The sequence below is a fragment of the Aeoliella mucimassa genome, assembly GCF_007748035.1.
Taxonomy (GTDB): Bacteria; Planctomycetota; Planctomycetia; order Pirellulales; family Lacipirellulaceae; genus Aeoliella; species Aeoliella mucimassa.
Window position 1 is genome coordinate 3231114 of the sequence record NZ_CP036278.1, and the last position, 13434, is coordinate 3244547.

A 13434-nucleotide genomic window follows, 5' to 3' on the forward strand; every position below is an offset into this window, starting at 1 on the left:
GACCTACTCACCTCGGTTGCTAACCCATTCAAACGCCCCGTTCATCGCTGTTACCCCTGCTACGATCCATGTCCACCGACCTTCATGATGACGATGCCGCAGCCGAGGCCTTCACGCCGCCCGCGCCCAAAAAGCGTACGGACGACGAGTTGGACATGACGCCGATGGTGGACGTGACCTTCCTGCTGCTGATTTTCTTCATGGTCACCGCGGCCTTCGCCATCCAGAAGGTGCTGGAAGTGCCGCCGGTGAACGACGACGAAGTGTCGGCGATTCCAGTTGACGATATCGAGAAGGATTCGATCGTTGTGAAGATCGACGCCGACAACATCTTCTGGATCAGTGCTCCCATCTGGCCCGACAGCGAAGAGAAAGCGATCACGTCGATCGATATGCGAGCCAAGGTGCGCCAGGCAAAGGATGGCGATTCGAACGGCCCTGGCCCAACCAAAATGATGGTGCAAGCGCACGAAGAAGCGGTGTACGAGAAACTGGTAGACGCGATCGATGCCGGTTCCGCGGCCGAGATTAACGAAATAAGCGTGGCAGTGGTCGAGGACGAAGATTTCTGACCCCTCGCCAGGCTCCCCCATTCATTCGTATTGACATAGACCCCGAAGATTAGATGACAGCCGCAGAGTTAATCGACACGCTGGAAGCCAAAGAGCTACTGCCCAAGGAAACGGCAGACAAGCTTCGTAAGAAGATTGCCAAGAGCAGCAAGCCCCTCACAGCAAAATCGCTGGCTCGGTTTCTGATTGAAAAGGGACATCTCTCCAAGCAAGACGTGGTGGAAGCCCTGGCCGCAGGCGGCGAAGTGAAGCTTCCCCCGCCCGAGCCCTCCAGCACTGGCGAGCCTTCCGGCGTCGACCTGCCGATGGAAGATCTGCAGGACCTGAGTAGCTCGTCGGAGTGGACCATGGATGGCGAAAGCGGTGCCTTCGCCGAGCCGACCGGCGGCGCCATGGAAGCTGCTGAGCCCACTTCGAAGAAGAAACGCAAGAAGAGCAAAAAAGGCAACGAATGGGACTCGCCACTATTGCTGATCGGCGGCGGTAGCCTGGTATTCATGGTCGTCGTGGGATTATTGATCTACTGGATCATGTTCGCGGAAAACGCCGACAACATTCTTGGTGCTGCTCGCGACGACATGGAAGCTGGCTCGTATGGAAATGCGATCGCCAACTACGAGAAGTTTGTCGAGAGCTACCAGAGCAACGCGGAGTACAGCACCGCGCGGGTAGAACTGGCGATGGCCCGCATTCGCCAGCGTCTAGAAACCAGCGACGAAAAGGATGCGTTTGAAGTAGCCGAGAAGGAACTGAACGCCATCGGCAGTGAACCCGATTTCCATGTCGCCGAGGAGGACCTTAGCGCCCTGCTCCCGCGCATCGCTCGAGGGTTGGCCGACAAAGCCGAAGCGAGCAAAGACCCGGCAGTGACCGACGACTTGGCCGCCCGCGCGACTCGTGCGTTGGAGATGGCCAACAACACCAAGTACATCCCCAAGTCGCGTCGCGACAACACCGAACTTGAAGAGATTCTCGCGACGCTTGACACGATTGCCAAGCGTCAGCAGTCGCTTTCCGACTTGGCAGCTGCCCTTAAGCAGATTGAAGAACTCAACGGCCAGGGCGATGCTTCGGCTGCTTTTGCGGTGCAGGAAGAACTGGTCGACAAGCATCCCACGCTGCTCAACAACCAAGAGCTGCTGAAGGCATTGCAAAGCATCTCGGAAACCGAACAGAAGAACATTAGCTACGTCGAAGAGCCGGTTGATGCCTCGACCAGCGAACGCGACAACAATGTGGTGGCAACGCTTGCCGTAGCGAACCGCCGAATCACTGGCACGTCGCCGGCAACAGGGGCCGTTTGCGTCGTGGTCGACGGAGCCGCTTATGGCATCGACTCCAGCACAGGCAACGTGCTCTGGCGTCGCTACACAGGGCCATCCACGTCGCCCCAGGAAGCACTGAGCATCGAGAGTGACGTGATCCTGATCGACTGGCGGATGCCCGAGCCCAACAAGGTGCAGCAATCGCTAGTGCGAGTGAACGCTGAAACGGGACAACTCGTTTGGCGGTTGGAACTCGACGATCAAGTCGCCGCACCGACGCTGGCGGGCAATCGTTTGCTGCTTGCCGGAGCCTCTGGCAAGTTGCATGTGGTCGACGCCAAGAGTGGTGCTCGCGCGGGCTACGTGCAGTTCTCGCAACCACTCACAACGACTCCTACGTTCGACCCGAATAAAGGTGTCGTTTACCTGACTGGCGAGCGATCCAGTTTCTACAGCGTTTCGATCAACGACATGAGTTGCCTCGGTGTGTACTTCACCAAGCACGCCCGCGGCAGCATCGTGGCTCCCCCAGTGGTCGCCATCGACAAAGTCGTGGTGGTCGAAAACGATGGCGCCGATACCTCGAAGGTGCTCTTGTTCTCGACAACGGCTAACGGAGCCATCGATAAACAACTCGGCGCACAGCGTCTTACTGGCCGTGTAGTCACTCAGCCGTTAGTCGACGGTCGCCGAATCACATTCATCACCGACCGTGGGCAAATCGCTGTCTACGAGGTGAGTGTCGGTGCCGATGGGGATGCTCTAACGCTGGTCGCCCAGAAGTCGGATCGTAGTGCTCAGCCCCGTGTTAGTTTTGGACATATGCTCGATGGCCACGTCTGGGTTGCCGAGAGTTCACTCGTAAAGTACGCCATCTCTCCGACTGGTAATCGATTGAATGCGGTCGGTTTGAAGAACGATTACAACCGCTCGCAGTACGTCACCCCGCTCGCGGTACGCGGCGACGTGGTGATTCACACGCGTGGTCGCCGCCGTAAGGCAGGCTTCACCGTGACTGCCTCGAACAGCAGCGATGGCAGCCCTTACTGGGAAACCGATATCGCGACTCCTGCAGCCGGCAATCCGCTGGCGAGCGCCAATCCCTTGGCTTTGCTCGAAGCCGATGCGAATGGCAAGGTCTACCGATTTGATCCCGAGGCCATCAAGACTCGCGTGCAGAACGACTCGCTCGAGAATCCGTTGGGCAATTCCGACGAAACGGTCTACAGCTATTCGAACCTGCTAGCCGACGGGGCTGCCGTGTTTGCGGCTGAGGATGCCGCGCACGTGTTGTTGTATTCTCCGAGTGCACCGAAGCCACTCTCGAAGATCGACCTGGCTGCTCCCCTGGCAGCAAGCCCCACGACCTTTGGTAAAGGCTGGGTGGCTCCGCTGAAAGTTGGGCAGGTGTTTGTGCTCGATGCCGAGTCCGGTAAACCAATCGCCGCCCCGTTCCAGCCGACCCTCGAAGCAGGACGCACCCTGCATTGGAAACCTGCCAGCGTCTACGACCAGGATCGTCTGCTAATCACCGACGGAGCGACCAAACTCTACATGCTTGAAGTCGGCGACGATGGGGCTCCCGCGCTTACCGCCGCGAGCGAAGCAACACTCAATCTCACCCCGCTCAGTACCGGCTTCACCGTGGCGGGCGACGTCGCCGTGGCGATTGCCGCTAATGGCCAACTTTCCATCTACAAACTGCCAGAACTCGAACCGCTGCAAAGCGTGAACCCTGGCGGCCGCGTTGTGTGGGGCCCCCATGCCGCTGGCGAAACCGTGGTGCTGGCAACCGCTAAGTCGTTGACAGCCATCGACAGCTCTGGCGCCGCAACCTGGCAGGTTCCCTTGGAAACCGGTGCTTTGGCCGGCACACCGCTGACTGATGGCGGCTCGATGATCGTTGCCGCCCAGGATGGCACGATCCTGCGAATCAACCTTGCCGATGGCAGTATTGCTGGTCGGGCCGATGCCGGCGAGCCCATCGCTGCTGGTCCGGTGAAGCTGGGCAACCGCTTGGTCGTCTCCGCCCGTGATGGTTCCCTGTTGGTTGTCGACGCTCCCTAATGTTTTCTCCGCAGTTAAGCAATCGAATGATGTCCGCTTCGCCACGCCCTGTCGCCTTCCGCTTGTTCCACCTGATGCTGGTGGTGCTTACGGTAGCCACTTGCGCGGAAACCCTTGCTCAGAACAAGGACGAAGGGCCGCTCTACATGCGGACCCCGTTCGACCGCATCGTTATGAAGTCGGGGCAAAAGGTTAACGTCCAGAAGTTGCGACTCCCCTGGGGCGGACGCACGGTGCCAGCTACGCTGCCCGCGGCGGGAACCTTCAAGGCCCGGCTGCTTGAAGGTCCGAATACCCTATCGGAATATGACATCTCCTGGTCGCAAGTCGCCCGCATCGATCTGTTTGAAGACATGATCATGCAAGAAGGTGTGCAACTGACCAAAGATAAGAAGTTCGACGACGCCTTCCCCTACTTTGCTTACCTATTGAAGGAAGCACCTCAAACTCGCGGACTCGATCAGGCAATCAGCACCTACCTGCAAACCAATGCCCTCGCTGCTTACGATCAGCATGAGTTCGATCGCGCTTTGGCGATTCTCGGCAGCCTGTACGAACGCACGCCGAACTCCCGTGGGTTGTCCGGCGCGGTTGATACCGTTGCGAGCAAAATCATCGAGCAGTACCTGGCCGAGAAAAATTACAAAGCGGCTCGATTGACCCTCGATGTAGTCGACCATACGTTTCGCGGGTTAGACATCAAAGTCGTCAATCAATGGCGGGGTAACTTCAAGCAAACCGCTTCGTCGCAGTTGAAGGAAGCCGAACGGCTGATCAACGCCCGCCAGTACCTTGAAGCTCGGCAGGCCATCGCCGAAGCAGTCGGCGTATGGCCCGAACAACCAGGTATTGTCGAAATGCAGGAACGCCTGCAACGCGAGCATCCCATTGTCACGCTCGGCGTGCTCCAGCGTTCCCCCAGTAAGCCCACGCACCGACTCGATAGCTTCGCGTCCACCCGCGCGGCTTCGCTCATCGCTCCCACATTGGTGGAACTGCGAGGCTACACTTCTGAAGGTGGTGAGTACGTTTCGTCGGTAGGACAAGTAGAACTTTCCGATACGGGCCAGGAACTAACCGTTCAGTTTGTCGACGCTCCCTCGGGCAATCCGGTGGAGACTGGTTTGGCAGCGTCGGCTTTTGCTCGCAAACTGATCGAAGTGACCAATCCCGCCAGCGACGAGTACGACGAAGCCCTCGGCACGGTCATCGTCGAGGTGTCTGTCGAGTATCCCAATCTCGTCCACATCAAGTTAAGCCACTCGCATGTGCGTCCTGAGGCGTTGCTCACGCTGCCAATGTCGCCTGCTGTAGGGCAATTAAGCGATCGCGGCATTTTCTCCATTTCGGAGCAAAACAACGAATTGACTCGATTCGTAGCCGACCCCGATCACCGCGGGGCGATTGCCGAACTCCATGAAGTCGCCTTCGCCGACGACGAAGACCTGGTAACTGCGGTTTCGCTAGGCACGGTCGACGTGATTGACCGCGTGCCGCCATGGCAACTCCCACGTCTTCGGGCAAACAAGCAGGTAGTGATCGGCACCTATAAGCTACCAACCATACACGTGCTGATACCTACAGGGCGGTCGCCAATTACCAGCCAGCGCGAGTTCCGCCGCGCCCTGTGTTATGGTATCGACAACGAAACAATCATTCGCGACGTGCTACTCGCCGGCAACGATGTTCCTGGTTTTCAGCCGGTAAGTGGCCCCTTTCCGGCCGGTTTGAACACAGTTGATCCCATTCGTTACGGCTACAACGGTCAAGTGAAGCCTCGGAAGTACGATCCCTACATGGCCATTGTGCTGTCGTCCGCAGCATGGTCGAACGTGCAAAAGTCGCAAGGCATTAAAGAGCCCAATCCCGACACGCCGTTGCCTAAACTCAAGCTTGGGCACTCCTCCGACGCGGTAGCTCGCACTGCTTGCAACGAGATCGTGAAGTACCTTGAACCACTTGGCATTTCGGTCGAGCTCGTCGAACTCTCCACCGAGGAGATGCTTATGGCCGACGACCTGGTCGACCTCAAGTACGTGGAATTGGAAACTTGGGAACCCGTGGTCGACGCTCGTCGGCTGCTCGGGGCCAATGGCCTGCTCGGCGAAGCGAGCGATTACATGATGCTTTCGCTCGACCGACTCGATCAGGCCGAAAACTGGAACCAGGTACGCAACGAACTATTCAACATTCATGATGTTGCCAGCACCGACCTGCCGGTGATTCCACTCTGGCAAACAGTTAACTATTTCGCCTACCGTAGCGCCCTGACAGGCATATCGGCCGAGCCGGTTCACCTGTTCCAAGATGTCGCCAAGTGGCAACTCGAGATTCGCCCGCAACGCTAGTAATGCTCCGCTCTATTAAGTCAACTTGTACTTACCTCGCCTCATCGCTCGCTATGCGTGTGCTGATTGGCTGGTTCGCCCTGTCTACCATTTCGTGGGGGGCATCGGTCGACCGTTACTGGGATATCACCCCCTACAACATCCAAATACTTGTCGACTGCCGTTTGTCGGAGACCTGGAATCGCCAGCTTGAGCAGAGTTTACCGGTCTATCTGAAATCGCGTGGCCGGGTTTCGATGGGACCGCTTTGGAAGATTACCATCGCCCAACTGCCCGACGATGTGGCCATCTCGAACGACTCGAACCTTGCGGTCTTCTCCGACAAGGCGATCAAGTCCGTTCGCACCGATTTCGACAAACTGATCGTCGTATCACTTTGTGAGACCACCACCGGGTACACGGCCAACGCCCAGGAATACGACTGCCTGCTAGAAACTTGGAGTCAAATCTGGACTCTTGAAACCCGCAATCAGGCGGAGCTGCAAGAGTTGGCGTTCGACGCCACACTGCAAGCTTTCTCGCCGATGGCTACGTTTAAAGTCATTCGCGAGACACCCACCAAAGTGGAGATGAGCATGAAAGGTTCGCGATTGCCGCGCCCTGAACACACGCTCCCACTGCTGGAGGAAGGACAAGTCTTCCGCCCTGTGCTCCGCCGTGTTGATCGCACCGGCCAGCCGGTCGAAAACGGGATTCAGCCTGTCCCCTGGACCTACTTGTCGACCAACGCCTTGGATGGCGAGACCACCACGGCCGACATCGTCAGCCATACCCCCATCCCCATGGGCGTTCGCCAGCGTGGCCGTGTCGATCAGGTCGCTGCCTTCGTGCGTCCTGGCAATCGAGAAACCCGTCTGAAGCTCTACTCACGCGATGAGCAACAAGATCCCTTGGCTGGTTTCCGTGTCTATCAGCGAGACGCGGGCGCTGAAAAAGGAGAGTTCATCGGCAAGACTACCGACGATGGGACGATCGTCGTCCACCATGGCGAAACGCCGATTCAGGTCGCCTTCGTCCAAAGCAGCGGGCAATGGATCGCAAAGATCCCGCTTGTGCCTGGAGCCGATGGAATCATCGAAGCCCCCGTGCTCGACGATAGCAAGCGGCAAGAAGCCGAGGCCAAACTGGTTGGCATCCGCGAGCAATTGATCGACTACGTCGCCCAGCGAAACATTTATGCTTCGCGTGCCCGGATGAAGATCAAGGCCAAGGACTTCACCGAAGCCAACCGCCTGATTGTCATGCTCGAGAATATACCTTCCGCGACCGCGTTCGATCAGCAACACCTCCGCCCATCCGAGCAGTACATCACCAGCAAAGATCCGCAAGTTCAAAAGCGGATCACCACGCTCTTCAGCAACACCCGCGACGTGCTGGCCCAGTTCCTGGCCCCCGGCCTGGCCCAGCAGCTCAAGCGAGAGCTCGCCGAAGCCAACGCAGCGGCCCAGTAAAAGCCGCCCTGTTTTACGCAATTGCGTCAATCGACGTCTCCTCCCACGGCCTGAAGCGGCCGGTTTCGCCGCTACCAGACCACCCACTTGTCACTGACGCAGATTAACGTAAGCTTATATCTACCACTACCAAGCCGGAGTGGCGGAATTGGCAGACGCGCTGGATTCAAAATCCAGTGCCCGCAAGGGCGTGAGGGTTCGAGTCCCTCCTCCGGTACTCTCTCAAACGCAAGGACTTAGGGCGGTTTATCCCTGAGTCCTTTCTTATGCCCATAAGGGATTCGTGGTAAATCAGAGTCGGCTTTGGATTCGTACTGCCCTTGCATCACTGGCTCGCCTGCTTTCTCAAATCTGATCCAGGACAATGGTCTGCCATTGCTTCTTAGGAAGTAGATCCACCTCAACAACTGAGGGATCGTTTCTCGAGCATGTCTACCCCAGGATGGTTGACTGGCTGTGGTCCGCGAGCGGGAATGTTCACCTCTGGCAAACTGGTGTAATTGGTCCAGATCCACATTCCTTTGTAAGCGAATGCTCAGGACCTCCATGGACAGATTACGAAGTTGCTCCAAGCCATCAACCGATGCTTTGTAATAGCCCGCACTCTGCTGCCGTAGCATAGATAGGGGAATGAATCACTTCACCATGGCTCTTATGTGCCTTCACAATCAGACTAATTGGACAGTGGTGAGAGATGGTATTCGTCTGGCAGTGTTGTACCGAAGACAAGGATGATTAGTTCTTAGTTGGGAAGCACGAGTTGCCATGAGGCTCATTCGATTATCACTATCGCTAACTGTATTCGTCAGCACACTCTTTGGTGCAGCGCAGACTTGGTCGGGGGACATCCACTCCTTCCCCCAACAAGGCATGCTCTTGGCACAACCTCTCTCGGTGGCGGTAGCCTCTTCGCGAGCCCCTGCAGCAGAAGACAAAAGCATCGCTTCCGATGGTTACTTCCCAACTGCACCTGTCGACGATGAACCTGATTCCAACTCATTGAACGACGAGTCGACGCTCGAAGAGCCGACAGATGAAACTCTGCCGCGGTTGAACTTGTTCGACGATCGGTTGCATCAACTGGGACCAGTAGTGGGCGAGTTCGCCTATACAGGTGAGTTCTTCAATAATGCACGCGGAGGTCTAAGCACGAAGTCCGCTACCCGATATCGCGGGAATCTCGACTTGATTCTCGACTTTGACCTAGAGCAAATCGCTGGATTGTCCGGCGGTACATTTTTTCTCTACGGCCAGCAAGGGCACGGCAGTGGTATCACTGAAGACTTCGTGGGGGACTTTCAAACAATCAGCAATATCGACGCCGGCGATTTTTCGCAAGTGAGCGAATACTGGTAGTTACAGCCATTGGCCGAAGGTTTAATCACCTTCAAGTTTGGAAAACAGGATGGCAATGCCGACTTTTGTGCCCTCGATTCGGCGGCCAGTTTCATTGGATCGTCGTTCGGCTTGATTCCGAACGTACCGCTGCCAACCTTTCCCGATCCGGCGATGGGAGCAGCCGTGTACTTGACGCCCAATGATGCCTGGTGGATTGGCGCAGCGGTGTTTGATGGCTGTTCCAATGGACGAACCTGGGGGTGGTCCGACTTGGGGTGTGAGGGATCGCTAAGCATAGTCGAGGCGATCTATCGTCCTGCATTTGCCAGCGGTTCGCTGCCCGGCGGCTATCATGTTGGTCTGTGGTATCACAGTGGTGAGGTTAGCAACATAGGTACGGGGGAACCCCACGCGGGCAACTATGGCCTATTCACTGCTGGCGAACAACTCCTCTGGAAAGAGCATGACAGTCCGGAGGACGACCAGGGCTTGGCCCTATTCGGTCAGTTTGGCTGGGCCCCTGAAGAGTACAACGACGTGACGCAGTACTACGGCGGCGGCTTGCTTTACAAAGGACTGTTCAAGGGCCGCGACAATGACTACGTTGGCTTCGGTATTGCCCACGCGTGCTTCAGCACTGCACTGACCAGTCCGCTCATCATCAGCCGTCAAACGGTTTATCGAGGTAGAACCCACACCTTCCTGAGCCCAATGGGAAGTGAAGATTCAGACATGAGCGAAACCGCCTTGGAGTGGTTCTATCTCTATGAGGCGACCCCCTGGCTGCAGTTGCAGCCCGACCTGCAATATATCGTCACCCCAGGAGGGAGCGGTCGCGATGCGCTCGTCGTTGGTCTTCGCTTCCAATGCATGCTGTAATCGCACGCGCTGCTTCGATAGCACACCTTACCGATATTGGTATTGCTGGCGAGGTTGCACACTCTGTGGCTCGACAGTGTGTCGCGTGGATCGACCAGAGCGAGTCGATCGATAGTTCAATTGTCCCTGGCGTGCGCGGTGATACCAACGAGCGGCTACACAACTGCTCTGCAAAGTAGAGTCGGCACTAACGGTGGAAGGAGCATTGCCGATCAGCAGCACTCCGTTGCAAGCGATCAATGCCGTTAATACGAGAAAGAGACGTAGACGACGTTTCATCTGTGGTGACTCCGCTAGAGAGACAAGAATTCTAACCCAAGCTGTTGTAGTTCATCCTAATCAAGCAACAGATATCTTCAACTGGTTGTATTGCATCGATTAGCCGGCTTGGATGGCCGAGCGGTGAGATTTTCGAGCAGATCAGGGTCTCTCTCGGTTCTAGGGAAATGAGTGTCCGCGCAAGCATCGCAATTACGTATTCCACCTCTCTAGTCGACGCCTTTATCAGGCAGAATAACAGGGGTCTCTCGCTGGATTATCGACAACACTTTTTGCTTGCAAATGGCCACTTATGGTGGTCTAATGAACAGGTGCAATGTGTGTTGGTTTTGTATCGATGGGAGGTTAGCGAGATGTGATGGTTTTTGACAATTCAAACGTGTCGCAGTGCGCAGGCGAATGGTTGGTTGCGTAGGTGTTCGCTGCTGCGCGGGTGTCAAAGCTGCAGGCTAGATCCTTCGGGTGCTGGAAGCTGCTCCCGTCAGGATGACATTCCGCAATCTGCAATCACAAATCTCCAATCGGCCCCCTCCCAGAATAGTTTCCCACCCATGGGAATCTATTTTTGGCAACTATCGTGGAGGTGTTGATGTAAGTGCATGCCTACAAACGACTTGTGATAAGTGCGCAGCGGGAAAATAGTTTCCCATCCGATGCGTTTTGGGAAATGGGAATCTATTCGCACTCGAATACCACTGGTTTTATAGAGTTGCGCGAGATTCAATTCTCCCATCGGTGGGTAAATTGGGAATCTATTTCATCGGCTGCAGCAGGGGGCGTTGCAAAGACCGACGATTGAGAATAATCGCCTGCCAGCAGGTGGTTACTCGGACAGGATCTCTTCGAATGTTTCCTTGCCGATTGGGTATTGCGACCAGGTTTCGTAGTCGAAGTGCCACCACTCGTAGCGGAAGACTTTAAAGCCTTGGTCTTCCATCATGTTGCGGAGCAACCGCCGATGCCATCGCTGGCGGGCGGTGCCGCCTGGGTAGAGGGGGTACGAGCGTTCGGAGAACTCGTCGTAGAGCGACGTCATATCGATTGGCTCGCCGGTTTGCAGATCATACAGCGTGAGGTCAACCGCACAGCCACGGTTGTGTCGCGAGCCGTAATCCGGATCGGCGACGAACCTGCGCAGATGAGCCGGCGTGCCATCCCAGAACATTTTCGTCACCACCCAAGGGCGGTACGCGTCGTGAATCAACAACCCGTAACCAGAAGCTTCCAACTGTTCTTGTGCGGCCGCAGTGGCCTCGGCCGCGGGGCGCTGCATCATTGCATGGGCCGACGTGTAGAACGGCGTGCCCATGAAGTTGCGTGTGGTTGCGTAGCGAATGTCGAGATGAATGCCGGGCGCGAGCTTGTCGAGTTCCACCAGATCGAACTCGCGGAGTTTGCGAGGTTCGCGGGGCGGATCAGCCGCGGCGGCCATCCGTCGGAGTTCTTCAACTGGCTTGGTTGGCTTCAGTTCGAAGTGCTGCTGCAGACTCTCGCCAACCAGCAAGCGTTTGAAGTCGACGCACGCAGCTTCGACCGATTCAATCTCCCCCTCCTCGTTTCGCTCGAAAACAAGCTGCTCACCCTCGTAAAGTCCTCCCTCGGCCGGGAACGCGAACACGTCTTTTTCGACTTCGGTGAGTGGGTAGTAGAAAAACCACTCAATCAACGCCCACAACTGCCCGTCACGCTCGAACACATAGAGCTTGTTATGATCCCAACCATAGATGCCGATGTACTGCTGAAAATGCTCCGGACACTCCGGCGGGCAGGTATCGGGCTGGCGTTGCCAGGTGTTGCCATCGATCGACAGCTCGCCGGAATCCGAGAGCTTGATTTGTGGCCCGTAGCCATCGAGGTCGTCGACTACCAGAGTATTGTCGGTGAGCGACCGCAGCTCGCGGCGCTGGTATCCCTTTTCCATGTACAGCTTGTTATCGTCGGCCAGCAGGTGCAGGGTTTCGCCATTGCAAGCATAAGGTCCCTCCAGCGAGCGAGCCATGTTTTCTGGCAGTCGCTTGCTCGTTGGGCACTCAGGCAACGGTTCGCCGGCGCGGTGAGCGAGCAGCAGTCGCACGGCGTACTCACAAACACGACTGGTAAATCCATTGGAGCAATCAACCGCCGAGGTGACGACCACGCCGATCTCGTCGTCGGGCAGACCGAGCACGTTGGTCGAAAACCCATAAACCGCTCCTCCATGGCCAAAGGTGCGATGCCCCTCAATTTCGCTCAGTCGGAACCCCAGTCCATACGTGGCGTGCGCACCAGTACTATCAGCGGCCGGCGTGAGCATCTCGCGAATCACCTCTGCGGGCATGATTTGCTGGCCGGCGAACTTGCCTTGGTTGCAAACCATTGCCACAAAATTAGCCAGATCGCCGACCGTGCAGTACAGGTTACCCGCGGGGGCGGTACCGAGCGCGAACGTGGGGGCAGGCGTCCGCGGGGCGTGCACCGACCACATCCAGCCGGTGGCCGACAGGCGATCGATTTCGTCGGTCCGCACAAAATCGCTGTGCTGCATGCCGAGTGGGACAAGCAACCGGTCGGTGGCCAACTCGGCAAATGGCTGATTGCCGACGACTTCGGCCACGCGTCCAACGACCGACACCGCAGCGTTGGAGTACTTGGTGTTAGTCTCCGGAGGATGGACCAGCTTGGTCTCATTCAAGCTATTGACGGTCGCTTCGAGTGTGGGCTCGGTAGGATCGAAATAATGTCCGACGGGCGGTTCGCGGACGATGCCCGACCGGTGACACATCAACTGACGGAGGGTGATTGGTTTGTCGTAGGGATTCTCGGGGGCGAACTCGGGAAGGTACTCGCGGATATCGGCGTCGAGATCAAGCTTGCCTTCTTGTGCGAGCTGCACAACCAGCATGTCGGTAAAGAGTTTCGACACCGATCCGACTCGGTACACGGTCGAATCGGTCACCGGTTGCCGGCTTCTGGTGTCGACCGTACCGAATCCTTGTTGCCAGACGGTGTGATTCTGATCGACCAAAGCGATCGACACCGCCGCGAGCCGCTTCGATTTCCGCTCGGCCTTGATGAATTCGGTGAGCTTCTCCATCACCGGGGCGTAGTCGTCGGCAGTGGGATTGGCAGGTGGAGCTGTCACGGCGTCGGTTGTTACAGGCGTGGCGGCCAAGAGCATTACGAGAAGAAGTGCAACTGGCAATCGGTGCATGGAATCATCTTTGGGGTAATTATGACTTATGATTCGCCTGTTCTC

7 protein-coding genes and 1 tRNA gene are annotated in these 13434 nt (G+C 56.9%); 7 read left to right on the forward strand and 1 reads right to left on the reverse strand.

Annotated elements, in window-relative coordinates; genetic code table 11:
• Window positions 1-68: 68 nt before the first annotated feature.
• The 7 genes from Pan181_RS13015 (at window position 69) to Pan181_RS13045 (ending at window position 9920) form a co-directional block, all read left to right on the forward strand.
• On the forward strand, window positions 69-572 hold the full coding sequence (locus Pan181_RS13015) for an ExbD/TolR family protein (RefSeq protein WP_145247247.1): 504 nt from the start codon (window positions 69-71) through the stop codon (window positions 570-572).
• 53 nt (window positions 573-625) lie between these two features.
• Window positions 626-3904, forward strand: coding sequence for an outer membrane protein assembly factor BamB family protein (locus tag Pan181_RS13020; RefSeq protein ID WP_145247248.1), 3279 nt, complete (start codon window positions 626-628; stop codon window positions 3902-3904).
• A gap of 26 nt (window positions 3905-3930) precedes the next feature.
• Window positions 3931-6252 carry an ABC transporter substrate-binding protein gene (locus tag Pan181_RS13025; protein ID WP_197529226.1) on the forward strand — a complete coding sequence of 774 codons (2322 nt, stop codon included), beginning with the start codon at window positions 3931-3933 and terminating at the stop codon, window positions 6250-6252.
• Window positions 6253-6305: 53 nt separating this feature from the next.
• Window positions 6306-7703 (forward strand): hypothetical protein, encoded by a 1398-nt coding sequence (locus Pan181_RS13030; protein WP_197529227.1) that lies wholly within the window; start codon window positions 6306-6308, stop codon window positions 7701-7703.
• A gap of 133 nt (window positions 7704-7836) precedes the next feature.
• Window positions 7837-7920, forward strand: a tRNA-Leu gene (locus Pan181_RS13035).
• Between the two features lie 548 nt (window positions 7921-8468).
• The gene (locus tag Pan181_RS13040) at window positions 8469-9059 is read left to right on the forward strand and encodes a hypothetical protein (RefSeq protein ID WP_197529228.1); all 591 of its coding nucleotides are present in this window, start codon (window positions 8469-8471) and stop codon (window positions 9057-9059) included.
• Between the two features lie 9 nt (window positions 9060-9068).
• Window positions 9069-9920, forward strand: coding sequence for a carbohydrate porin (locus Pan181_RS13045; RefSeq protein WP_145247252.1), 852 nt, complete (start codon window positions 9069-9071; stop codon window positions 9918-9920).
• A 1102-nt stretch (window positions 9921-11022) separates the two neighbouring features.
• On the opposite strand, the gene Pan181_RS13050 is transcribed toward Pan181_RS13045, so the two are convergent.
• Window positions 11023-13320: a serine hydrolase gene (locus Pan181_RS13050; RefSeq protein WP_197529229.1), complete on the reverse strand. Its 2298-nt coding sequence runs from the start codon at window positions 13318-13320 to the stop codon at window positions 11023-11025.
• Between the last annotated feature and the right edge of the window lie 114 nt (window positions 13321-13434).